20 protein-coding genes are annotated in these 22,551 nt (G+C 71.5%); 5 read left to right on the top strand and 15 right to left on the bottom strand.

Going from position 1 to position 22,551, the window contains the following annotated elements:
• Positions 1–3: 3 nt before the first annotated feature.
• Positions 4–876, bottom strand: coding sequence for a LysR family transcriptional regulator (locus AC21LY_RS17925; RefSeq protein ID WP_489047918.1), 873 nt, complete (start codon positions 874–876; stop codon positions 4–6).
• A gap of 78 nt (positions 877–954) precedes the next feature.
• On the opposite strand from AC21LY_RS17925, the gene AC21LY_RS17920 reads away from it, so the two are divergent.
• Positions 955–1,887: an EamA family transporter gene (locus AC21LY_RS17920; protein ID WP_489047917.1), complete on the top strand. Its 933-nt coding sequence runs from the start codon at positions 955–957 to the stop codon at positions 1,885–1,887.
• A 31-nt stretch (positions 1,888–1,918) separates the two neighbouring features.
• On the opposite strand, the gene AC21LY_RS17915 is transcribed toward AC21LY_RS17920, so the two are convergent.
• Positions 1,919–5,473, bottom strand: a complete 3,555-nt coding sequence (locus tag AC21LY_RS17915) for an indolepyruvate ferredoxin oxidoreductase family protein (RefSeq protein ID WP_489047916.1) — start codon at positions 5,471–5,473, stop codon at positions 1,919–1,921.
• A gap of 169 nt (positions 5,474–5,642) precedes the next feature.
• Here AC21LY_RS17915 and AC21LY_RS17910 point away from each other — a divergent pair, with 169 nt between their 5' ends.
• Complete coding sequence (locus AC21LY_RS17910; RefSeq protein WP_489047915.1) at positions 5,643–8,780, top strand: arabinosyltransferase domain-containing protein; 3,138 nt, start codon at positions 5,643–5,645, stop codon at positions 8,778–8,780.
• Positions 8,781–8,790: 10 nt separating this feature from the next.
• Here AC21LY_RS17910 and AC21LY_RS17905 read toward each other — a convergent pair whose 3' ends face one another.
• The 12 genes from AC21LY_RS17905 to AC21LY_RS17850 all read right to left on the bottom strand — a co-directional run bounded on the left by AC21LY_RS17905 (position 8,791) and on the right by AC21LY_RS17850 (position 19,208).
• Positions 8,791–8,982 (bottom strand): DUF3046 domain-containing protein, encoded by a 192-nt coding sequence (locus AC21LY_RS17905; RefSeq protein ID WP_489047914.1) that lies wholly within the window; start codon positions 8,980–8,982, stop codon positions 8,791–8,793.
• A gap of 9 nt (positions 8,983–8,991) precedes the next feature.
• The gene (locus AC21LY_RS17900; protein ID WP_489047913.1) at positions 8,992–10,137 is read right to left on the bottom strand and encodes a glycosyltransferase; all 1,146 of its coding nucleotides are present in this window, start codon (positions 10,135–10,137) and stop codon (positions 8,992–8,994) included.
• Positions 10,138–10,145: 8 nt separating this feature from the next.
• Positions 10,146–10,316, bottom strand: a complete 171-nt coding sequence (locus AC21LY_RS17895) for a hypothetical protein (protein ID WP_489047912.1) — start codon at positions 10,314–10,316, stop codon at positions 10,146–10,148.
• 124 nt (positions 10,317–10,440) lie between these two features.
• Positions 10,441–11,310 carry a phage shock envelope stress response protein PspM gene (gene pspM / locus AC21LY_RS17890; RefSeq protein WP_489047911.1) on the bottom strand — a complete coding sequence of 290 codons (870 nt, stop codon included), beginning with the start codon at positions 11,308–11,310 and terminating at the stop codon, positions 10,441–10,443.
• Between the two features lie 48 nt (positions 11,311–11,358).
• Complete coding sequence (locus AC21LY_RS17885; RefSeq protein WP_489047910.1) at positions 11,359–12,168, bottom strand: PspA/IM30 family protein; 810 nt, start codon at positions 12,166–12,168, stop codon at positions 11,359–11,361.
• A gap of 165 nt (positions 12,169–12,333) precedes the next feature.
• The gene (locus AC21LY_RS17880) at positions 12,334–12,609 is read right to left on the bottom strand and encodes a helix-turn-helix domain-containing protein (protein WP_489047909.1); all 276 of its coding nucleotides are present in this window, start codon (positions 12,607–12,609) and stop codon (positions 12,334–12,336) included.
• A 28-nt stretch (positions 12,610–12,637) separates the two neighbouring features.
• Positions 12,638–13,141, bottom strand: coding sequence for a CinA family protein (locus AC21LY_RS17875; RefSeq protein WP_489047908.1), 504 nt, complete (start codon positions 13,139–13,141; stop codon positions 12,638–12,640).
• On the bottom strand, positions 13,128–13,709 hold the full coding sequence (pgsA, locus tag AC21LY_RS17870; RefSeq protein ID WP_489047907.1) for a CDP-diacylglycerol--glycerol-3-phosphate 3-phosphatidyltransferase: 582 nt from the start codon (positions 13,707–13,709) through the stop codon (positions 13,128–13,130). The genes AC21LY_RS17875 and pgsA overlap by 14 nt, the downstream gene beginning before the upstream one ends.
• A 101-nt stretch (positions 13,710–13,810) precedes the next feature.
• Positions 13,811–14,656: a DUF559 domain-containing protein gene (locus tag AC21LY_RS17865; RefSeq protein WP_489047906.1), complete on the bottom strand. Its 846-nt coding sequence runs from the start codon at positions 14,654–14,656 to the stop codon at positions 13,811–13,813.
• 65 nt (positions 14,657–14,721) lie between these two features.
• Positions 14,722–15,723: a TerC family protein gene (locus AC21LY_RS17860; protein WP_489047905.1), complete on the bottom strand. Its 1,002-nt coding sequence runs from the start codon at positions 15,721–15,723 to the stop codon at positions 14,722–14,724.
• A gap of 141 nt (positions 15,724–15,864) precedes the next feature.
• Complete coding sequence (locus AC21LY_RS17855) at positions 15,865–18,516, bottom strand: FtsK/SpoIIIE family DNA translocase (protein WP_489047904.1); 2,652 nt, start codon at positions 18,514–18,516, stop codon at positions 15,865–15,867.
• 74 nt (positions 18,517–18,590) lie between these two features.
• Positions 18,591–19,208 (bottom strand): TIGR03085 family metal-binding protein, encoded by a 618-nt coding sequence (locus AC21LY_RS17850; RefSeq protein WP_489047903.1) that lies wholly within the window; start codon positions 19,206–19,208, stop codon positions 18,591–18,593.
• 100 nt (positions 19,209–19,308) lie between these two features.
• Between AC21LY_RS17850 and AC21LY_RS17845 the strand changes: the two genes are divergently transcribed.
• The 3 genes from AC21LY_RS17845 (at position 19,309) to AC21LY_RS17835 (ending at position 20,497) form a co-directional block, all read left to right on the top strand.
• Positions 19,309–19,905 (top strand): hypothetical protein, encoded by a 597-nt coding sequence (locus AC21LY_RS17845; protein WP_489047902.1) that lies wholly within the window; start codon positions 19,309–19,311, stop codon positions 19,903–19,905.
• On the top strand, positions 19,905–20,054 hold the full coding sequence (locus tag AC21LY_RS17840) for a hypothetical protein (protein WP_489047901.1): 150 nt from the start codon (positions 19,905–19,907) through the stop codon (positions 20,052–20,054). The genes AC21LY_RS17845 and AC21LY_RS17840 overlap by 1 nt, the downstream gene beginning before the upstream one ends.
• 86 nt (positions 20,055–20,140) lie before the next feature.
• Positions 20,141–20,497: a hypothetical protein gene (locus tag AC21LY_RS17835; RefSeq protein WP_489047900.1), complete on the top strand. Its 357-nt coding sequence runs from the start codon at positions 20,141–20,143 to the stop codon at positions 20,495–20,497.
• Between the two features lie 123 nt (positions 20,498–20,620).
• Here AC21LY_RS17835 and AC21LY_RS17830 read toward each other — a convergent pair whose 3' ends face one another.
• Positions 20,621–22,549 (bottom strand): ribonuclease J, encoded by a 1,929-nt coding sequence (locus AC21LY_RS17830; RefSeq protein WP_489047899.1) that lies wholly within the window; start codon positions 22,547–22,549, stop codon positions 20,621–20,623.
• Between the last annotated feature and the right edge of the window lie 2 nt (positions 22,550–22,551).

The following is a 22,551-nucleotide window of genomic DNA, read 5'->3' as shown; positions in this document are numbered from 1 at the left end:
TCGTCACCCGCCGAGGTGCTGCAGGAGCGCGGACGCCGCGGGGCTCGGGTTGAACGCGCTCCAGGCCAGGTACTCTGTCCGCACCGGCCCGCCGGTGACAGGGATCGTGCGCAGGCCCGTGCCGGCACCGTCGGGCACGACGCCGGGCGGGAGCAGCGCGACGGCGAGCCCCTGCCGGATCAGCTCGAGGATCATCGGAACGTCCATCGCCTCGAACATCACCTCCCGCCGCAATCCCGCCGCGGCGTAGGCGAGGTCGGACTGGGCCCGGCCCGGCGTCGCCGCCGGGAAGTCGACGAAGGTCTCGTCGGCGAGGTCCTCCAGCCGCAGGCGCCGTCGGGCGGCCAGACGGTGCCCCGCCCCCACGACGGCGACGTGGCGCGCGCGGACCAGCGTCCGTGAGGCGACGCCCCGGGGCGGGGTGTCGCCGGGCAGGCCGAGCACGGCGATGTCCATCTCGCGCTGGGCGATCGCGGCGAGGAAGTCGTCGCTGCCACCGCCCCGCATCCGGATCCGCACCTGCGGGTGCAGCGCCCGGAACGTCCGCAGTGCTGCGGGGACGTCGACGGCGGTCACCGTCGGGATGAGGCCGAGGGTGACGGTGCCGTGGATCCGCCCGGTCGCGGAGACCGCCTCGGCGACGGCGCGATCCGCCGCCTCGAGGCTCGCGCGGGCGGCGACGAGGAACGCCTCGCCCGCGGCCGTGAGCTCGACGCGGCGGCTGGTGCGGGCGAACAGCTCGACGCCGAGTTCCCGCTCGAGGGCCTTGATCCGGTGGCTCAGCGCCGACTGCACCACGAAGCAGCGCTGCGCCGCCCGGGTGAAACTCCCCTCCTCGGCGATCGCGACCACGTACCGCATCTGCTGCAGCTCCATAGATCGATGATCTCAGAGCATGGATGCGATGAAAAACATGTCTTGGACTCATTCATCGGCGGCGCGCACGATGATTCCATGACCACCACCCCCGCTCGTCCCTCAGCTGCGGGCTCGCCCGCGGACGGGTCCGCAATGGACGCCCAGCGCATCGCCTGGACCTCGCTCGCCGCCCTCGCCCCGATCGTCTGGGGCACGACCTACATCGTGACCACCCGGCTCCTCCCGGAGGGCCATCCGTTCTTCGCGGCCCTGATGCGTGCGCTCCCCGCGGGTCTCGTCGCGCTGCTCATCGCCCGTAGGCTGCCGCACGGGGCGTGGTGGTTCAAGAGCCTGGTCCTCGGCACGCTGAACCTCGGGGCGTTCTTCCCCCTGCTGTTCATCGCCGCGCAGCACCTGCCGGGCGGCGTCGCCGCCACGCTGGGCGCCACTCAGCCGGTGGTCGTGGCCGTTCTCGCCGTGGGGATCCTCGGCGAGCGGCTCTCGCTGTGGCGGGTGGGGTGGGGCCTGGTCGGCGTGGCCGCGGTGGCGATGGTCGTCCTGGGACCGAGTGCCGCGCTCGATCCCGTCGGCGTGCTTGCCGGGCTCGGCGGGGCGGTGTCGATGGGCACCGGCGTCGTGCTCACGAAGAAGTGGGGCCGACCCGAGGGCGTCTCGGCGGTGGGCCTGGCCGGATGGCAGCTGACCGCCGGCGGGCTGGTCCTGCTGGTGCCGGCCCTCGTCGTCGACGGCATCCCGTCGGGCATCGACGGTGCCGCCGTCCTCGGCTACGCCTGGCTCGGGCTCGCCGGGGCGCTGCTCGCGTACTCGGTGTGGTTCGCCGCGATCCGCCGGCTCCCCGTGACCGCCACCGCGCTGCTGGGACTGCTGTCTCCCCTGGTCGCGGCCGCGATCGGCGCCCTGGTCGCGGGCGAGGCGCTCAGCCCGCTCCAGCTCGCCGGCTTCGCCCTCGCGCTCGTCGCCATGGCCTGCGGGCAACTCACACCACGCGGTGGCCGCCCCTCCGAGTGAGGGACGGCCACCGTCGAACCCGGGACGGGGTCTACCAGCCCAGCTTCTCCAACTGCGCCTGCACCGCGGCGCGGTACTTCTCCACGTTGCCCTCCTTGACGGACTCGTAGCCGCGGACCATGTCCGGCAGCTCGGCCAGCGCGACCACCTGCTCGCGCTGCTCCTCCGTCACCCGGCCGCCCTCCGCGGCGGCGATCATCAGGCCCACCAGCGCCCGGTACTCGGCGATGAGCGAGCGCTCCATGCGGCGCATCCCGGTCATGCCGAACAGGTCGAGCCTGGTGCCGCGCAGGCGCTTCATCCGCGCCAGCGTCTTCATCCCCGGGTTGACCCACTCGCCCAGCGCGAGCTTGTTCTTCAGGCCCATCTCACGCAGCGTCGGCGGGTGCAGGCGGATCGCCTTCTTCGCGTCGGCGCCGAACTCGTCGGCCACCTGCGCCGCGAAGCCGGCGTCCTGGGTCAGCCGCGCGACCTCGTACTCGTCCTTGTAGGCCATGAGCTTGTGCAGGTTGTGCGCGACGGCAGCCGTGAGATCCTCCGAACCCCATGACTTCTCGGCGCGGTGAACCCGGGCCACATCGTCGAGGTAGCGCTGCGCGTAGGCGGCGTCCTGGTAGGCGACGAGCTCGTCGACGCGGATGCCGACCTGCCGCGCCAGCTCGGGCGAGGCACCGTCGAGCCGGGCGACGAGGCCCTTGGCGAACGCGCTGACCGGCGCAGGCCCGGGCACCGGGTGCAGCGCGTCGATCGCGGCCTTGACGCCGGCGGGATCCGAGACCGACTGGCGGCCGCGGCGGAACGCCTGCAGGTTCTTCTCGACGGCCACGCCGTTGAGTTCGATGGCCCGCTCGATCGACGTGGAACTGATCGGCAGCGCACCGGTCTGGAACGCGGCACCGACCATGAGCATGTTGGCGTACTGCTCGTCCCCGAAGAGCTGCAGCGTCAGCTCGCCCGGATCCAGGTAGACGGTACGCAGCGAGGCCCGGTCGATCGCCTCGTGGATGCTCCGTGCATCGGGGTAGCCCACCGAGGTGTCGATCACCATCTGTCCCGTGGGCACCTCGGTGGTCGAGACGATGGACGTGGTGCGCTCGGGCGAGGCCACCTTGAGATTCGCCGGGTCGACGCCGACGAGGCTGTCGCAGGACAGGTAGACGTCGCAATCCCCCGAGGCGACCTTCGCGGCCTGGTCGACGTAGCCGGCCGAGACCTTGATGTCCGAGACCACGGCGCCGCCCTTCTGGGCCATGCCGGTCATGTCGACGGTGCGCGCCGAGTGACCGTCGAGCACGGTGGCCGTCGCCAGGATCTGCGAGACGGTGACCACGCCGGTGCCGCCGATACCGGTCACCCGGATGGCCATGCCGTCGGCCTCGCGCCGCGCCTTCTTCGGCTGCGGGACCGACTCGGCCGTGATGTCCGGCACGGACTTGCGAACCCTGCCGACCTCGCCCGGCGTGACCGTCACGAACGACGGGCAGTCGCCCTTGAGGCAGGAGAAGTCGAGGTTGCAGGAACTCTGGTCGATGCGGGTCTTGCGGCCGAACTCCGTCTCGACGGGGTGCACCGACAGGCAGTTGCTCTTCTGGCCGCAGTCGCCGCAGCCCTCACAGATGCGCTCGTTGATGACCACGCGCTGGTTCGGCACGGGGTACTTGCCGCGCTTGCGCTTGCGGCGCTTCTCCGCGGCGCAGTGCTGATCGTGCACCAGCACGGTGACTCCGGGCACCTCGGCCAGCTCCCGCTGCACGTCGAGCGTGTCCGCGCGGTCGCGGACCTCGACGCCCTTCGGCAGGCCGAGCGCCTTCGTGCGCTTGGGATCGTCGGAGGTCACCACCACCTTGGTCACGCGCTCGGCGAGCAGCAGGGTGCAGATCTGCGGGAGCGTCATCTCGCCGACCGGATCCTGGCCGCCCGTCATCGCGACGGTGCCGTTGAAGAGCAGCTTGTAGGTGATCCGCTCGCCCGAGGCCACCGACTGGCGCAGCGCGAGCGAACCCGAGTGCATGAACGTGCCGTCGCCGATGTTCTGCACGAAGTGCTTCTCGGTGACGAACGGGGCCATGCCGATCCACTGCGCGCCCTCGCCGCCCATCTGGCTGACGCCGGTGACGTCGCCGACCTGCTGCGGGTCCATGAGCAGCACCATGGCGTGGCAGCCGATGCCGGCGCCGACCAGTGTGTCGTCGGCGACCTTCGTGGACGTGTTGTGCGGGCAACCCGAGCAGAAGTACGGGCTGCGCGCGGCGAGCGGCAACTCGATCCGGGTGCGCACCTGCGCCTTGCGGTCCAGCCAGTCCTTCGCGGCGGCGACCTGGTGCACGCGGGCCAACCGGGAGGCGAGACCGCGGGAGACCGAGTCCACGTCGAGCTCACCGAAGCGGGAGAACAGCGTGGAGCCGTCCTCGTTGGTCTTGCCGACGATGTTCGGCGCCCCCGGGTGCCGGAACAGGATGTCGCGCATCATCGTCTCGAGGAAGTCGCGCTTCTCCTCGACCACGATCACCTCGTCGAGCCCGTCGATGAACTCGTGCAGGATCTGCCGCTCGAACGGGTAGACCATGCCCATCTTGAGGATCCGGATGCCGAGGCCGTTCAGGTCTGCGTCCTCGATGCCGATCAGCCGCAGCGACTCGCGCACGTCGAGGTAGGTCTTGCCCGCGCAGACGATGCCGATCCGGTCGTCGCCGGAGCGCACCGTGATCCGGTTGAGCCGGTTGATCCGGGCGTACTCCGTGGCGCGCGGCATGCGGATGGTGAGCTGGTTCTGCTCGAGCTCCATCAGCTTGGCGCCGAGCAGCCGGCCCGACGGGACGTGCGGGCTGGTGCCGAGATCGCCGTAGACCGGCAGGATCCGGTCGGGGTGCACGTCGGCGGTGGAGGCGCCGTCCGCCACGTGGGCCGAGATCTTCAGCGAGGTCCACAGGCCGGAGACGCGCGACATGATCGCGGCGTGCACGCCGAGGTCGAGGATGTCCTGCGAATCGGCCGGGTAGAGGATCGGCATGTAGAGATCGGCCAGCGCCATCTCCGAGGCGCACGGCACCGTCGAACTCTTGGCCCCCGGGTCGTCCCCGACGAGGGCCACGGCGCCGCCCGTGGGATGGGTGCCGATCATGTTGGCGTGCCGCAGCGCGTCCGTCGCGCGGTCGAGGCCGGGGGCCTTGCCGTACCAGTAGCCGGTCACGCCGTCGAGCCCGCGGTCGAGGTGCGCGACCTGGGCGGCGATCTGCGAGCCCATCACCGACGTGGCGGCCAGCTCCTCGTTGAGGCCGGGCCGGTGCACGATGTCGAAGTCCTTGAGGTACTTCGTGCGCTTGGCGATCTCCAGGTCGTAGCCCGCGAGCGGCGAGCCCTCGTAACCGGAGATGAACGAGCCCGTCGAGAGGTTCTGCCGGCGATCGAGGCGCGCCCGGTCGCGGACCATGCGCACCAGGGCCTGAATGCCCGTCAGGTAGACCGTGCCCTCTTCGCGCGTGTACCGATCGTCCAGGGAGAAGGATTCGATCGCGGCGGGCCGCCCGCCGCGGGGATCCGCATCGTGCCGGCCCTGGTGAAGATCCGAATTGGCGTCAAGGGTCACTGAAACCACCGTGCTTTCTCTCGTGCGCTGCTCCAGGGGTGGCGGAACCGGCGCGGGCTGTGTCGGTGGTCACAGCATAGCCGCCGGCGCGGCACATTTCACGGCCGTCTCGGACGACGCGCCGCGCGCCGTCCGGACCTGCCGGACCGGGCCGATACCCTCGGTGATCGTGGAACTCCGAATCGCCCGGATCGTCGCCGTCGTCGCCGGCCTGCTCGGCCTGGTGCTCGCGCTGGCGACGCCGCTGCTGCCGATCAAGCAGACCGCCGTGACGATCGACTGGCCGCAGTCCGGTTCGCTGGCCCCGGTCACCGCCCCGCTCACGATGTACAAGCCGCTCGATGTCGAAGCCACCGTCCCGTGCACGGTCGCCGCGGCGGCACCGTCGGACAGGCAGACGGTGCTCGCCGCCACGACGCCCCCGCCCGCCGGGGACCGGGCGCGCACGGCCGGACTGTACGTCACCGTCGACGGGGATGCGCTGACGGTCCGCTCGCGCGGCGAGCTGGTGTACGCCGTGCCCCGCGCCGAGCTGGCGCGCTGCGGGGAGCTGCGGATCGCGATCGACGCCGACCACGCCTTCGCGACCGCCACCGGCATCGCCGGCGAGGGCGACGTGCGCCGGGACCTGCGCCCGCAGGTGGTGGGTGTCTACTCCGACCTGCCGGCGGACCTCCGGGGTCCCGCACCGAAGGTGACGATCGCGGTCGACTCGCGGTACACCTCGTCGCCCTCGGTGCTCAAGGGGATCGCGATCCTCGTCGGGACGGCCTGCGTGCTCGTCTCCCTGCTCGCGCTGGCACTGCTGGACCGTGCCGACGGGCGGCGCAAGGGCGCCCTCCTGCCCCGGCGCTGGCTGCACCTGAGCCTGGCGGACGCCGCCGTCGTCGGCAGCCTGCTGGCCTGGCACATCGTCGGGGCGCCCACCTCGGACGACGGCTACATCCTGGGGATGATCAAGGCCGCGCCGTCCTCCGGATACATGCCGGAGGTCTTCCGGTACTACGACGCGCCCTACGCACCCTTCGGCATGCCCTTCTACGTGGTCTCGTGGATGGCCGACCTCAGTGTCGCGAGCCCCTGGCTGCGCCTGCCTGCACTGCTCTCCGGCATCCTCGCCTGGTTCCTGCTCTCCCGCGAGGTGCTGCCGCGCCTCGGGCTGAGCCGTCGGCGCGCGCCGCGGGACTACGCGCGGGCGCTGTGGGCGATGGCGGCGGTGTTCACCCTGTTCTGGCTCACCTACAACCCCGGTCTGCGGCCCGAGCCGATCGTGGCGGTCGGCACCGTCGTCACCTGGTGCCTCGTGGAGCGCACCATCGCGACCCGGCGTCTCGCGCCCGCGGCGGTCGGGCTCGTCGTGGCGGGCCTCACGCTCTCCGCGGCACCGACGGGCAGCTTCGCCTTCGTGGTCTTCCTGGTCGCGGCCGCGCCGCTGTGGCGGGCGGTGATCGCGCACGTCCGGGCCAACGGCTACGCCGCCACGCTCCTCACGCTCGCGGCGGCCGGCGCGTCCGTGCTCTTCCTCGTCTTCGCCGACCACGGCCTCGTCGAGATGCTGCAGTCGACGAAGCTGCTCGGCGACGTCGGGCCGAGCGAGGCCTGGCACCGCGAGATCATCCGGTACGAGGCCCTCTTCCAGCAGAACCCGAACGGCTCGGTCGCCCGGCGGTTCGCGATGCTCGCGCTCTTCCTCGGGGCCGCGATCGTGGCGACGCTGCTGCTGTGGCGCCGCCGGATCCCCGGAATCGCGACCGGGCCGGCACGTCGCGTGGTCGCCGCGATCGGCGTCTCCCTCATGGTCATGGCCTTCAACCCGACGAAGTGGACCCACCATTTCGGCGCCTTCGCCACGCTCGGCGCGATGGTCGCGGCGATCGCGGTCGTGGCCGTGGGGCCGCGCACCATCCGGCGCCCGCAGTTCCGGCTCCTCGCACTCGCCGCGGTCGCCGGCTGCGCGACGCTCGCCTTCGAGAGCACCAACGGCTGGTTCTACCCCGGCAACTTCGGGATCCCCTGGGGCGGCGCCGAGCCGACCGTGGCGGGCGTGAAGATCGCGACCGTCTTCGGCGCGATCACCGTCGTGCTGCTGCTCGCGGCGCTCGTGGTGCACGTGACCGGGTGGGCGCCGCGGATCCCGTCCATCGCGCGCCGGCTCCCCGGCTTCGCCACGCCGATCACCCTGGTCGCGACGCTGATCATCGCGATGATCGGTGCCACGAACGTCGCGTCGATCCTGATCCAGCGACCCGCCTACTCTTACGGACAGCAGAACCTGCGCTCGCTCGCCGGCCACCCCTGCGGCATGGCCGACGAGGTCCTCGTCGAACGGGACGCGAACGCCGGCGTGCTCACCCCGATCGGCGCCGCACGCGATCCGCTCGTCGGGGAGTCGAACGCGAACTTCACCCCCAACGGCATCGCCGGCAGCCTCACGTCGTCCTCGCGCGGCGCCGCCGACCTGGTGCGCACGGGTGACGCCGACAACACCCCGTCGAACACGGGAGGCACCGGCGGCGGCACGCTCGAGGTCCCCGGTGTCAACGGCTCCACCGCCGCCCTGCCCTTCGGTCTCGACCCGGCGCGGGTGCCGGTGGTCGGCAGTCGGCAGACGGGCCCGCAGCACTCCGCGCGGGCCGTCTCGAGCTGGTACGCCCTGCCCGCCGGCGGGATCGACCGGCTGCTGACGATCAGCGTCGCCGGCCGCTTCGGCCCCGGCGACCTGCAGCTCGAGTTCGGCACCGGCCAGGGCACGATCACCCCGAACGGGGCGGTCACGCCGATCGACATCGGCCCGGCGCCGGCATGGCGCAACCTCCGTGTACCCGCCGAGGCGGTGCCGGCGGGGGCGAGCGCCGTGCGCGTGCGAGCGACGATCACGGCACCGTCGGAGAGCACCTGGGTCGCGTACACGCCGCCGCGCGCCCCGAAGCTCGAGACCCTGCAGCAGTTGCTCGGTGACGATCCGACGCTGGTCGACTGGGGTGCCGGCATCGGCTTCCCCTGCCAGCGGCAGTGGCGCGAGAACGGCGGCGTGGCGGAGCTGCCGAAGTGGCGGATCCTGCCCGAACGCGACCTCGCGGCCGCGGCCACCACCACCTGGCAGGGCGGCAGCGCCGGCGGGCCGCTGGGCTGGGCACTGCTGCTCGCCCAGGCGCAGACGGTGCCGACCTACCTGAACCACGACTGGGGCCGGGAATGGGGCGCGCTGGAGCGCTACGTGCCGTACGTCGACGCGCCGCCGGCACAGCTGGTTCGGACGGAGATCACCCGGTCCGGCCTGTGGTCGCCGGGGCCGACCCCGGCATGACCGGGCCCGGCTACCAGCGAGACCGGGGGACGTCGAACTCGGAACACAGAGCCCGCCAGACGTCCCGCGGGTCGACACCGGACTCGATGGCCTCATCACCGGTGACACCGAAGTCGCCGAGCCGGTGATCGCGCATCAGGGTATCGCCCCGCAGGGTGCCGAACTCGGCGTAGAGCAGTTCGCGGAAGTCGGTGAGGCGCACCGCACCAGGTTACCGATAGGCCTCGCAGACGAGCACGGGGTCGGCGACGCGGTGCGCACCGTCGGCGGCTGCGCGCGCGGCGCGGGCGAAACCGGGCTCGTCGAGCACCCGGCGCACGGCGGCCCGGATCGCGCCGGGGGTCGCGGGCCGCACGAGCACGCCGCTCCCCTGCCGTGCGACGCGGTTGGCGAGTTCCCACTGGTCGCCGCCGCCGGGCACGACGACGACGGGCCTACCGGCCGTAAGCGCCTTGGTGAGCATCCCGTGGCCGCCGCCGCAGACGACGGCGTCGGCCCGCTCGACGAGCCGGTCCTGCCGGCCGAATCCGCTGGCGACCCACGGGTCACCGTCGAAGACGGGCGGGGTGAGGCCGCTGATCGCCACTCGCACCCCTGCGCCCCGGAGCCCGTCGATGGCGACCTCGGCGAGGTTCTGCTCCCCCGTCGCCGCGGTCGACGGTGCCACCATCACCAGCGGGCCGCCGCCGGGGGGCACGGGGCACGGCTCGTCGGTCGGTTCCAGGGTCAGCGGGCCGACGAGGTGCGTGCGCGCAGGCCAGTCGGGGCGCGGTAATTCGAGGGCGGGGATGGTGGCGACGAGCCGCCCGGCCGGTCCGCGGTCCCGGGGCGGGAGCCCGATGCCGACCCGGGCGGCCTCGCGCTGCCGGCGACCGTTGCGCAGGTCGCGGGCGGTGAAGGCGCGGAGCACCGCGTCGCGGAACAGCTCGCGCGGTGTCTCCGCGGGCGCGAGGCCCGCGCCGATCGGTGGGAGGCCCTTCGACGGCAGGTACAGCGGGTGCGGGCTGAGTTCGAGCCAGGGCACGCCGAGCAGTTCGGCGGCCATCCCGCCGCCGGGTGTGAGGATGTCGGCGACGACGAGGTCGGGGCGCACGGACCGGATGTCCGGCAGGACCTGCGTGGCGATGTACGCGGCGCGGCCGTGGATCTTCGATCCGGCGTCGCCGTCGTCGTCACCGGGCCGGGCGGCGAGGCCCGGGAGCTCGCGGGTGTCGATGCCGTAGCGCTCGCCGATCGCGCCCCATTTCCGGCCGGTGAAGACGACGGGTTCGTGTCCGGCGTCCCGCAGTCGGTGCGCAAGGGCGAGGCCGGGCAGTGCGTGCCCGGCCTCGGATCCAGCGACGATCGCTACGCGCACCCGCACTCCTAGAACGTGTTGGGGGTCTTCTTCCCCGAGCTCAGCCACTTGACCACGGTGACGATACCGATGATCACGAGCGCGATGACGGCGAGCGGGAACAGGGACTTGATGATCGCCGAAGCCACCATCAGGGCGAGCCAGATGACGACGATGGCGCCGAGGATCTTCCAGAACATTGCGGTGCACCTTTCGAGGGGTTCGTGATGGTCTTCCGCCTTCCATACTGGCCCCGGCAGCGCGCGGAAGTCACGCTCTGAACTGCGGTTTCAGGGAGAATTGGGGGTTAACCCGGAGGCCGGGTCACCAGGTGCGCGGATCCGGCACGGGCGGGAGCGCGGCGATGCCGTAGGCCCACGCGCGGAGCCGCTCGGCCGTCTCCTGCAGGCGTGGGGTCGCGAAGCTGAGTTCGTCGAACCGGGCGGGCGAGCCGAGGGAGCGGCGCGCCGCGGCCACCGTCGTGGCGGCGGAGGCGACCATCTCGCGATAGGCGGCGACGCCCTCGTCGAGGCTGTCCCGGCCCTCCTCGAAGGTCGCGCGCAGGTAGGCCGCGGAGCTCCCGCCGCCGACGACGACGCGCTCCAGGTCGGCGAGTTGTTCGGCGTAGGCGACGATCGCGTCGGCCGAGGACTCGGCGTCGTCATCGAGTTCGCTGAGCGCCTCCGGCGGGAGCGCGCCCGACCGGGACAGCACGGCCATCAACGCCAGGAACTCCTGCTCGGCCTCGGCGAGGGCACGCACCGGCTCGTGCAGGGCCGACGAGCGCGCGGGAACGGCGCGCCGGGCGTACGTGCGAGGTGGCGGTGGGGTGCGCCGCAGGCGGCGGAACTTGCGCACGGCGTAGCCCGCCGGGACCGCGACGAGCGCGGTGACCGCGGTCGCGGTACCGCCGACTACGGGTGCTGCCGCGGCGAATCCCCCGACGGCGACGACGGCGGACGTGGACGTCGTGGCGGCCCAGCTGTTGACGGCGTAGCGCGCCTGCTTGAGGGAGCGCTGATGTGCCGCCTTCGGGTCCTTGCGGCGGGCGGCTCTGTCGCGTGCCTCGTCGGCGGCGCGGGCGGCGGACTCCATGGCGGTCGAGGCCGCCGTGATGGCGGACGCCGCCATCCGACCGGCAGAGGCCGCCACCGCCGAGAAGTCGGTGCGGTAGCGGCCTCGCTGATCGGTCATGGTTCCTTCTTGTGGTCCTGCCCCGAGCTCGTGGTCCTGCCCTGGGGGTCAGTGCTGGCCGGGGTTCGGCGCCTGCTGCGGGGTCTGCGGGGCGGGCGCGGCCTGCGGCGCCGCGGGAGCACCCTGGATCTGGCCGTTGGCCTGCATCGATGCGCGGATCTGCTCGAGCCGCGAGTGGCCCGCCATCTGCACGGTGGCCTGCTGGACCTCCATCATGCGTCCCTGCACCGAGTTCTGCGCCAGCTCGGTGGAGCCGAGGGCGTTGGCGTAGCGGCGCTCGATCTTCTCGCGCACCTCGTCCAGGTTGGGGGTGTTGCCGGGCGCGGCGAGCTGCCCCATCTGGTTGAGCGAGGCCGACACCTGCTCCTGCATCTTGGCCTGCTCGAGCTGGCTGAGCAGCTTGGTGCGCTCCGCGAGCTTCTGCTGCAGCTGCATCGCGTTCTGCTCGACGGCGCGCTTGGCCTGGCCCGCGGCCTGCAGCGACTGATCGTGCAGGCCCTTGAGGTCCTCGACGCTCTGCTCGGCGGTGACCAGCTGGGCGGCGAAGGCCTCGGCGGCGTTGGTGTACTCGGTGGCCTTGGAGACATCACCGGCCGCGGCGGCCTGGTCGGCCAGTTGCACGGCCTGGCGGGTGTTCGCGGAGAGCTTCTCGACCTCGGCCAGCTGACGGTTCAGCTTCATCTCCAGCTGGCGCTGGTTGCCGATGACCGCGGCGGCCTGCTGCGAGAGGGCCTGGTGCTGGCGCTGCGCGTCCTCGATGGCCTGCTGGATCTGCACCTTGGGATCGGCGTTCTCGTCGATCTTCGCGTTGAACAGGGCCATCAGGTAGCGCCATCCCTTGACGAACGGGTTAGCCATCGTCAGTTTCTCCTCCGCCTCGATACGTTTCGTCTCCGGATCCGCGTCCGGCCGCCCGGCGACGCCGGACTCGTAGTGACCAATCTATCGGGAAACGGGCCCGTTGCGCCGCCCCGGGCCGCGGGTTCAGGGAAATCCCCGGCCCGCGGATCCCCCGTCTCGGGGTCAGGCCGCGGCGAGCGCCGGCGCCGGGATCACCACGGTGGGGATCGGGCGCATCGACACGCTGGCCTGGGCGACCACATCGGCCACCTCGACCGCCAGGGCGCCGCAGATCGCGGCCAGCAGTTCGCTGGACGCCTCCTTCTGGCCGCGCTCGACCTCCGACAGGTAGCCGAGGCTGACCTGAGCGGCCGAGGACACGTCCCGCAGCGTGCGGCTCTGGCGCACCCGGGTCTTGCGCAGGTTCTCGCCGATCGCCTCGCGAAGCAGTAGGGCCATGCTCACCTCCGTCGTGGTATCTGTTCAGTCAACGCGGCAGCAGCCCGGATGGTTCCCGATTCGCCGAAACCCGCGCGGCGAGCCCCCGCAGCGCCGCCTCCACGGCGCCCTTGCGGACCGCGGCACGGTCACCGTCGAGCCGCAGAGTGCTCACCGACGTGCCGGCCGGCCCGGATATCCCCAGGTGGACGGTGCCGACCGGCACGCCGTCCTGTTCGGCCGGCCCGGCCACGCCGGTGAGGCCGACTCCCCAGTCGGCGCCGCAGCGCGCCCGCGCACCGTCGGCGAGGGCGCGAGCGGTGTCGGGGTGGACGGGGCCGTTGCGCTCGAGCTCGTCCGACGGAACGCCCGCCAGGCTCACCTTGAGGTCGGTCGCGTAGACGATCAGCCCGCCGCGCAGGACGGCGCTGGCGCCGGGGACGTCGGCGATCGTCGCGGCGAACAGGCCGGCCGTGAGCGACTCCGCGGACGCGACCGTCTCACCGCGCTCCGCGAGCGCGGCGACCAGGCGCTCGGCGTCACTTGCGGCCACGCCACCAGCTCACCAGATAGTCGACACCGGTCGCGACGGTGACGACGACGGCCGCGCCCATCATGATCCGGCTGGGCAGGTCCATCCACGACGGCAGTGGCATCAGGTAGAGGCCGATCGCGATGGTCTGCACCAGCGTCTTGAGCTTTCCGCCGCGGCTGGCGGGGATCACCCCGTCGCGGATCACGGCGAAGCGGAAGGCGGTGATGCCGAATTCGCGGGCCAGGATCACGATCGTGATCCACCACGGCAACTCCGCCAGTACCGACAGTCCCACGAAGGCGGCACCGGTGAGGGCCTTGTCCGCGATGGGGTCCATCAGCTTGCCGAAGTCCGTGATCAGGCCGTAGCGGCGGGCGATCTGGCCGTCCACACGGTCGGTGACCATCGCGACGGCGAAGATCCCGAAGGCCACCCAGCGCCACGTGGTCGAATGACCGCCGCCGACGAACAGCGCCGCGAGGAAGACGGGAACGAGTACGATCCGAAGCACCGTCAGACCGTTCGCGACGTTGACGTTGGGGACAGGTGTGCTCGCGGGTTGCTGCACGCCGTCCGTTGTACTCACGTCGATCAGCCTATCGGTACGCCGAATCCGCGGCTCTGCGCGCTACAGGTTTCCCTCCGTCACCATCGGTGCGCGCAGCGCGCACCACCCGTGCCCGCGGGTCAGGACGCCGCGCCCCGGCGCTCGCTGAGCACGCCGACCACCGACTCGATCGTCGACACCGCGTCGTTCACCACGTCGTGCCACGTGAACGCCAGCACAGTGAGGCCGCGTCGGGCGAAGTCGTTGCGCTTGTCGTGGTCGCGCTGGAACCTCACCGCGTCCTTGTGGAAGGCCCAACCGTCCACCTCGACCACCAGGCGTTCCTCGGGCCAGGTGAAGTCGGCGCGGTAGCGGCCGATCGTGAGCTGGGTCTCCCAGCCCGTGATGCCCTCGATGCGCAGCAGCGCGGCAAACCGGCGCTCGGCCTCGGACTCGGTATCGGATTCGACGACCTCAACGATCCGCCTCGCCTCGGCCATTCCGGTGCGGCCGGCGTTGCGGTCCAGCGCGGCACGTAGCGCCGACGGCACGACCTCCCCGGTCTGGAGCGCGCGATCGAGAATCGTGGACGCATCGGGCACCACGGGGACGACATCGAGGAGGGTCAAGGGCCGCCTGGTCACGCGGACGCCCCGGACGACCTCGATGTCCTCGTCGAGCAGGTCCCGCCGGTGCGCCGAGAGCGGCGCGATGAACCTGGGCACGCCCCGCCGGTTCCTCGGCACCGTCACGGTCCACGACTGCGGTGAGTCGGCGACCAGACCGTGCCACCACAGCGCCGCCTCGCGGTCGGCGATTTCACCGGTGACCAGCACCGACGCGCGGAACCGGGCCTCGTCGGAGAACTCGTGCTCGGTGGATAGGAAGACCCCGCGCCCGACCGAGGTCCACCGCTCACTCGCCAGGCGATGATCGATCGCGCGGTTCGACAGCCCGCACTCCTGCGCCTGAGACCGTGTGGTCAACGGCACACGATCGAACGGGTCAGCCGGATCCCGGGCCCGAGCCCGTCCGGCGGGAGGGCGCGACGTCAGCCTCCGTTCGCCAGTTCCTTCTGCTCGTCGCGCTTCGACTTGATCAGCGACGCGACGGTGGTGATCACGAGGACGCCGATGATGACGCTCAGCGACACCGCGATCGAGACCTCGGGGACCGCGACGTGCGCGCCACCGTTGATGAACGGCAGCGTGTTCTCGTGCAGCGCGTGCAGCACCAGCTTGACGCCGATGAAGCCGAGCACGATCGACAGACCGTAGGACAGGTACACCAGACGGTCGAGCAGGCCGCCGATGAGGAAGAACAGCTGCCGCAGACCCATGAGCGCGAAGGCGTTCGCCATGAACACCAGGTACGGCTCCTGCGTGAGGCCGTAGATCGCGGGGATGGAGTCGAGGGCGAAGAGGATGTCGGTGAAGCCGATCACGAGGAGCGCCATCAGCATCGGCGTCGCGAGCCGCTTGCCGTTCACCCGGGTGAGGAGCCGGTCACCGTCGTACTCGTCCGAGGTGGGCACCACGCGCTTGAACAACCGGACCAGCCGGCTCTCGCGCTCCTCCTCGGCCTCGACCGGATCGTGCGCGGCCTCCTTGACCAGCTTGATCGCGGTGTACAGGAGGAACACGCCGAACAGGTAGAACACCCAGCTGAACGTCGAGATCGCGGCGGCGCCGACGGCGATGAACAACCCGCGCAGCACCAGCGCGATGACGATGCCGATCAGCAGCACCTTCTGCTGGTAGATCCGGGGCACCGCGAACTTCGCCATGATGATGACGAAGACGAAGAGGTTGTCCACCGACAACGCCTTCTCGGTGACGAAGCCGGCGAAGAACTCCCCGCCGTACTTCGATCCCGACACCGCCCACACGCCGAAGCCGAAGACCACGGCCAGCGAGACGTAGACGACGGTCCACAGGCCCGATTCCTTGAGCGTCGGTTCGTGCGGGGTCCGCACGTGGCTGAAGAAGTCGAAGACGAAGAGCCCGAGGACGACCACGATCGAGACGATCCAGACGAGCGCAGAAACGTGCATTGCATACACCTCCGGTACAGATCCGGAGGTCTCTCCCGACCCGACCTGCGGGTCCGGCGCGCCCGGGTGGATGTCGATCCACCGTGTTGACGTTCACGCCGCGAGCGGGATACTCCCCTCACACATGCACGCGGAACTCTATCAGAAGTCCGGTTCGTCCGCCTCCGAAGCGGAGGCGTCGCCGCCCCGCAGCACCATCAGCAGGCCTGGCAGCTCGTCGGGGGTGACCAGGACGTCGCGCGCCTTCGACCCCTCCGACGGGCCGACGATGTCGCGGGTCTCCATCAGATCCATCAGGCGGCCGGCCTTCGCGAAGCCCACGCGCAGCTTGCGCTGCAGCATCGACGTCGAGCCGAACTGCGAGGACACCACCAGCTCGACGGCCTGCAGGAAGACGTCCAGATCGTCGCCGATGTCCGGGTCGACGTCCTTCTTCTCGACCTTGGTCTCGGTGACGCCGTTGGCGTACTCCGGCTCCGCCTGGGTGCGCACGAACTCGACGACCGAGGCGATCTCCTCGTCGGTGATGAACGCGCCCTGCATACGGGTGGTCTTGCCGCCCATCGGCAGGAACAGCGCATCGCCCATACCGATGAGCTTCTCGGCGCCCGGCTGGTCGAGGATCACCCGCGAGTCGGTCAGCGAGCTGGTCGCGAAGGCCAGGCGCGAGGGCACGTTGGTCTTGATCAGGCCGGTCACGACGTCGACGGACGGCCGCTGCGTGGCGAGCACGAGGTGGATGCCGGCGGCGCGCGCCTTCTGCGTGATCCGGACGATCGCCTCCTCGACGTCGCGCGGGGCGGTCATCATCAGGTCGGCGAGCTCGTCGACGATGGCGACGATGTACGGGTACGGCCGGTACACGCGCTCGGACCCGAGCGGCGTCGTGATCTCGCCCGAGCGGACCTTGCGGTTGAAGTCGTCGATGTGCCGCACGCGCGAGGCCTGCATGTCCTTGTACCGCTGCTCCATCTCCTCGACCAGCCAGGCCAGCGCGGCGGCGGCCTTCTTGGGATCGGTGATGATGGGCGTGATCAGGTGCGGGATGCCCTCGTAGGGCGTCAGCTCGACCATCTTCGGGTCGATGAGGATCATCCGCACCTCGTCCGGGGTGGCGCGGGCGAGCAGCGAGACCAGCATCGAGTTGACGAAGCTGGACTTGCCGGAGCCCGTCGAACCGGCGACGAGCAGGTGCGGCATCTTCGCGAGGTTGGCGTTGACCATCTCGCCCTCGATGTCCTTGCCGAGGCCGATGACCAGCGGGTGCGTGTCCCGGCGCGTGTTGTCGGACGCCAGCACGTCGGCCAGGCGGACCATCTCGCGGTCCGTGTTGGGCACCTCGATGCCCACGGCGGACTTGCCGGGGATCGGCGCGAGCAGGCGCACGTTGTCCGTCGCGACGGCGTAGGAGATGTTGCGGTGCAGCTGGGTGACCTTCTCGACCTTGACGCCGGGGCCGAGCTCGAGCTCGTACCGGGTCACGGTCGGGCCACGGGTGTACCCGGTGACGGCGGCGTCGATCTTGAACTGCTCCATGACCCCCGTGATCGCGTCGATCATGGCGTCGTTGGCGCTGGTCCCCGCCTTGGCCGGCTCGCCCTCGATGAGCAGGTCGGCCGGCGGCAGGACGTAGTCCTCGCTGTCGATGGTCCGGGCCACGGTGAACTCGGAGGCCTTCGGCGCGGGCGGGGGCGTGTGATCCTTGACCACCGCCGCGCGGCGCGGGCGGGCGGGCGGGGCCGCCGGTTCCACCTCGACCGTCGGTTCCTCCGACGGTGCGGGCTCGGGCGCGATCGGTGCCGTCACCTGGTCCGACGGTGCCTGATCGACCGGTTCGACCGACTCGATCGGCTCGGCGGCCTTCCGGCGGCGGCTGCGCTTCGGCGGCTCCGGGTCGGCCGGGTAGTTGTCGTACGGCGTCAGGGCGCGGGTCTCGGTGTCGGCGCGGCCGGAGCCGAAGGAGGCGAACGGCGAGTCGAGGTCGTCCTCGGCCGCGAACGGCTCCTCGTCGCCGTACTGCTCCCTCATGTCGACGCCGAAGTAGTACTTGAGCCGGTCGACGATCTCGCGCACCGTCATCCCACTGACCAGGAGCAGCCCGAACGCCGCGACCAGCACGAGCAGCGGCACCGAGATCCAGGCGGTGAAGCCGTCGGTGAGCGGCCCGCCCACGACGTAGCCGAGGTAGCCGCCGGCGGCGGCGCGCTCGTCGAAGCTCGACGGCCCGCCGGACGCGATGTGCAGCAGCCCGAGGAAGGGCAGCACGATGAGCGCCGAGCCGACGCGGTGCCGCACGTGCGCCGCCGGATTGTCGGGGCGGCGCATCATGACCACGCCGAGTGCGATCGCGAGCGGCGGGACGAGTACGGCGAACCAGCCGACCACGGCCCGGACGCCGGTCGAGAAGAACGAGCCCACGGGCCCGCCGGCGTCGAAGTAGACGGCCGCGCCGAGGATGATGGCGACGGCGAAGAGCGCGAGCGCGAGACCGTCGCGCGAGTGCGTCGGCCGCGGCGGGGTCGCCTCGCCCGACGTCTCCGTCGATTCCGGACGGCTGCCCGTGCGGACGGCCCCGCCGATCCCCTTCGCCAGCAGTTTCCATCCGGCACCGAGACCGCGGGCCACTCCCCCACCGGCGCCGGAAGCGCCCTTCGGGGCGGCGCCGGCCTGCTTACCGCGGGTGCGCGGGGCCGGCTGACGGCTGCGCGTGGAGCTCGAGGCGCGGCTGCTGCGCGCGCCGCCGGAGCGAGAGTTGGCGGCGCCGCGCGCGCGGGTGCTCGTCTTCGATGCCATGGGGGCAGTCTATCGACAACGACCCCACTCGCATCAAGTGCCACACCCGTAACAGGTGGCCCGGCGGCGAGTCGTTACAGCGAGCGGACCACCGTGCCGAGAAGATCGATCTCGGCATCGGAGCCCTCGAAGGTCACGAGCGCCTCGTCGCGCCCGAAGGCCCACATCGTGACCTCGCCGATCGCGCCGATCACGGCGACCTCCGGGCCCGTTCCCACGGCGACGACGGTGCCCTCCTCCGTAGTCAGGCTGATCCGCAGCGGAGCGCCCCGCATCGTCATCCGCGCCATGCGCCCGACGACCGTCCGCAGCCCTCGGCCGACCCCGTCGTCCAGCGTGCGGGGCGTCCACCCCGGTACCGCCCGGCGGATGTCCTCGGTGTGCACGAAGAACTCGCCGAGATTCGCCTGTTCGTCGACCAGGCGCAGCGGCGAGAACCAGGGCGGACCGGCCGCGACCGCCGCCAGCAGGTCGTCGAACGGGCGGGCCGCGATCTCGGCCTGGACGCGTTCGGTGTACCCGGCCAGCGGCCGGACGAGGATGCCGGCCATGGCGTCGGGCCGCCCCTCGCGGAGGATCAGGTGCGCGAGCAGTTCGCGCACGGTCCACTCACCGCACAGGGTGGGCGCATCGGGACCGGCGGCGCGCGCCGCCTCGACAAGGGCGGCGCGTTCGCTACGAGCGGGCTTCACAGGGCCAACCCTAGTCGTCCTCGACGATGCGCCGCAGCCGTCGGCCCGGGTACCGATTTCACGTACTGAAATCAAGACACAGTGCTCTATGCTTCACCGCATGATCGCGAATACGCCATCCCGCCGTGCGCGCTTCGCCTCGGCGGCCGCGCTTCTCACCGTCGTGGCCGGCGCCGGCCTCGTGGCGCCCGCGGCCTCCGCCGCCCCCGTCGGCCCGAACCTGGTGCTGACCAAGGCCGAGTTCCCCGCGGGTTCGAACGACTACCGCACCGGCACTCCCCGCGCCTCGAAGCTCGGGGCGGACGACAATCCCACGCCCGCGTGCACCTCGGCGATCGAGCGGGTGAACCGTGCCTCGGCGGCCGCGCAGGGGCTCAGCGCCTCGGCCCGCAACGGCTACTCCTTCATGCTCAGCTCCGTCGTCACGCCGGTCCAGGCGTCGGTGTGGCGCGATGCGACCCGCGCGTGCGGCGGCCCGGCCGCGGAGCTCCCGGTCCCCGCCGACCTCGCCCGGGTCAACCCGGTGGTGCTGACCTACCGCACCGGCGGCCGGATCCAGGCGATCGAGGGTGTCGCCGACGTCGCCGGCCGCACCGTCGACGTCTACGTCGCCGGCCTCAGCGCCACCCCCGCGAACACGGACCGCTTCTGGCAGGTCTTCCGCGCGCAGGTCAGGAAGGTCGAGGCGGCGCGCTGATGCGGGCCCGTCACCTCCTGGGCGGGTCGACGGTGGCGGTCCTCGCCGCCGTCGGCGCCCCGGGTGTCGCGCACGCGGCCCCGGTGAACACCTCGCAGGCCATCCTCTCCGCCCCGAGTTCCCGGCCGGGAGCACCGGCTACCGGGTGACGACGGAAACGCTGCCGATCAATGCCACGGCCACCACTCCCCAGGGTGCGGGTGCGCCGACCGCATGCCAACGCAACGTCGCGAGAATGCTCCAGCGACTGGACGGCGCACGGGTCACCGAGGCGGGTGCCGTCCGTGGGTCCACTCGAATCGACACCGCGGTCGTGAACCGCACGATGACCACGCTGATGGCGGAGACCTTCCCGAACTGCGAGGCCGACGTGGCGCAGTCGAGACGGTCAACGGTCCTCGCCGCTCCCGCTGACCTCGCACGATTGCAGCCGTTCATCTTCCGGGACGCCGACGAGTTCCAGGCGTGGGCCGATATCCGCGGAGTCTCTGTGAACGTCACGGCCCGCGGCACGAGCCGCTCGCCCGCGGATGCGGACACGTTCTGGCAGGTCCTGCGCGCGCAGGTCGCCAAGGTGGAGCGGCAGCCGTGATCGCCCGACGATTCGCCACCTGCGTGATCGAGCTCGCCACCGCGGCGTCGATCTCGACATCTTTCGAAGCGTTCTGCGACGATTCCCTCGTGAATCGTCGCAGAACGCTTCGATAGTTGTTCGCTACTCCCCGACCACCATCACGGTGGGAACGATCATCGGGCGGCGACGGTACGCCTTGTCGACCCAGCGCCCCACGGCCCGCCGCACGCCCTGCGCGATGCGGTGGGCCTCCTTGACACCCTCGGCGGCGAGGTCGGCGAGCACGTCCTCGACGAGCTGCTCCGCCTCCTTGAGCGCCGTCGGGTCGTCGGAGAAGCCGCGACCGCTGACCTCGGGCTTGCTGACGGCGTTGCCCTCCTTGTCGATGGCGACGCTGATGGAGATGAAGCCGCCTTCGCCCAGGACCAGGCGGTCGGACAGAGTCGATTCGCCCACGTCACCGACGGAACTGCCGTCCACGTAGACGTGGCCGACGGGCACCTGCCCGACGATCTTGGCGACACCGTCGACCAGGTCGACGACGACGCCGTCCTCGGCGAGCATGACCCGGTCCTCGGGCACCCCGGTCGCGACGGCGAGCGCGGCGTTGGCGCGCAGGTGGCGCCACTCGCCGTGCACCGGCATCGCGTTGCGCGGGCGCACCGCGTTGTAGAGGTACAGCAGCTCGCCGGCGCTGGCGTGCCCGGAGACGTGGACCTTGGCGCTCTGCTGCGTGATCACCTTGGCGCCCAGCTTGGAGAGCCCGTTGACCACGGCGAAGACGGAGTTCTCGTTGCCCGGGATGAGCGAGCTGGCGAGCACGACGAGGTCGTTCGGCGAGATCGTGATGTTGCGGTGCTCACCGCGGGCCATGCGCGAGAGCGCGGCCAGGGGCTCGCCCTGCGAGCCGGTGGAGATCAGCACCACGCGGTCGTCGGGCAGCGACGCCGCGGTGTCGAGGTCGACCTCGACGCCCTCCGGCAGGTGCATGTAGCCGAGCTCCTGCGCGAGCGCCATGTTCCGGACCATGGACCGGCCGACGAAGGTGATCCGGCGGTTGTGCGCGACGGCGACCTCGGCGATCTGCTGGATGCGGTGCACGTGCGAGGCGAAGGACGCCACGATCACGCGGCCCTTGGCCCGGCCGATCACGTTGTCGAGCACCGGCCCGATCTCGCGTTCGGGGGTCACGAAGCCCGGGACCTCGGCGTTCGTGGAGTCGACGAGGAAGAGGTCCACGCCGGCGTCGCCGAGCCGGGAGAAGCCCGCGAGGTCGGTGAGCCGGCCGTCGAGCGGCAGCTGGTCGAGCTTGATGTCGCCGGTGTGCAGCGCGACCTGGCCGCCGGCGTGGATCGCCACGGCGATCGCGTCGGGGATGGAGTGGTTCACGGCGAAGTACTCGCACTCGAACGGACCGTGGCTGGTCGACTCGCCCTCGCGCACCTCGACGAGCTTCGGCCGCAGCCGGTGCTCGTCGCACTTGGCCTTGACCAGCGCGAGCGTGAACTTGGCGCCCACGACGGGGATGTCGGGCCGCAGGCGCAGCAGGAAGGGCACCGCGCCGATGTGATCCTCGTGGCCGTGCGTGAGCACGATCGCCTCGACGTCCTTGATGCGGTCCTCGATGTACCGGAAGTCCGGAAGGATCAGGTCGACGCCGGGCTGCTGGTCCTCGGGGAAGAGCACGCCGCAGTCGACGATCAGCAGTTTGCCGTCGTACTCGAAGACGGTCATGTTGCGACCGATCTCCTTGATGCCGCCGAGCGCGACCACCCGCATGCCGCCCTTGGGCAGCTTGGGCGGCGCGCCCAGCCGTTCCACGGCCGCCGACGGTGCCTTCTGCCGATCGTTCCCGCGGCGCCCGCCGCCGCGGCGTCCCCCACCGTTCCGGGAGCCGGACTTCTGCGGCTGCGCCGCCGGGGTCTGAGCCTGCACCGGAACCGGGGCGGGCTCCGGGGCGACGACCCGCGCCGCCGAGGTGGAGATCACCGGCTTGGGCTCGGCAGGCGGCCCCGCCTGTCGGGTGGCCTTGCGGCCCCGTCGGGCTCCACCTGCTGCACCGTCGGTCATTG

It is taken from the genome of Tsukamurella sp. II2bb (genome assembly GCF_057815145.1).
The sequence above is the reverse complement of the archived record's forward strand: the minus strand, read 5'-3'. Positions and strand labels throughout refer to the sequence as shown.

What these genes read in the sequence shown, in the direction of transcription:
- AC21LY_RS17925 (WP_489047918.1), bottom strand. Translation starts at nt 876, where the DNA reads ATGGAGCTGCAGCAGATGCGGTACGTGGTCGCGATCGCCGAGGAGGGG.
- AC21LY_RS17920 (WP_489047917.1), top strand. Translation starts at nt 955, where the DNA reads ATGACCACCACCCCCGCTCGTCCCTCAGCTGCGGGCTCGCCCGCGGAC.
- AC21LY_RS17895 (WP_489047912.1), bottom strand. Translation starts at nt 10,316, where the DNA reads ATGTTCTGGAAGATCCTCGGCGCCATCGTCGTCATCTGGCTCGCCCTG.
- pspM (WP_489047911.1), bottom strand. Translation starts at nt 11,310, where the DNA reads ATGACCGATCAGCGAGGCCGCTACCGCACCGACTTCTCGGCGGTGGCG.
- AC21LY_RS17885 (WP_489047910.1), bottom strand. Translation starts at nt 12,168, where the DNA reads ATGGCTAACCCGTTCGTCAAGGGATGGCGCTACCTGATGGCCCTGTTC.
- AC21LY_RS17880 (WP_489047909.1), bottom strand. Translation starts at nt 12,609, where the DNA reads ATGGCCCTACTGCTTCGCGAGGCGATCGGCGAGAACCTGCGCAAGACC.
- AC21LY_RS17860 (WP_489047905.1), bottom strand. Translation starts at nt 15,723, where the DNA reads ATGCACGTTTCTGCGCTCGTCTGGATCGTCTCGATCGTGGTCGTCCTC.
- AC21LY_RS17855 (WP_489047904.1), bottom strand. Translation starts at nt 18,516, where the DNA reads ATGGCATCGAAGACGAGCACCCGCGCGCGCGGCGCCGCCAACTCTCGC.
- AC21LY_RS17845 (WP_489047902.1), top strand. Translation starts at nt 19,309, where the DNA reads ATGATCGCGAATACGCCATCCCGCCGTGCGCGCTTCGCCTCGGCGGCC.
- AC21LY_RS17840 (WP_489047901.1), top strand. Translation starts at nt 19,905, where the DNA reads ATGCGGGCCCGTCACCTCCTGGGCGGGTCGACGGTGGCGGTCCTCGCC.
- AC21LY_RS17835 (WP_489047900.1), top strand. Translation starts at nt 20,141, where the DNA reads ATGCTCCAGCGACTGGACGGCGCACGGGTCACCGAGGCGGGTGCCGTC.
- AC21LY_RS17830 (WP_489047899.1), bottom strand. Translation starts at nt 22,549, where the DNA reads ATGACCGACGGTGCAGCAGGTGGAGCCCGACGGGGCCGCAAGGCCACC.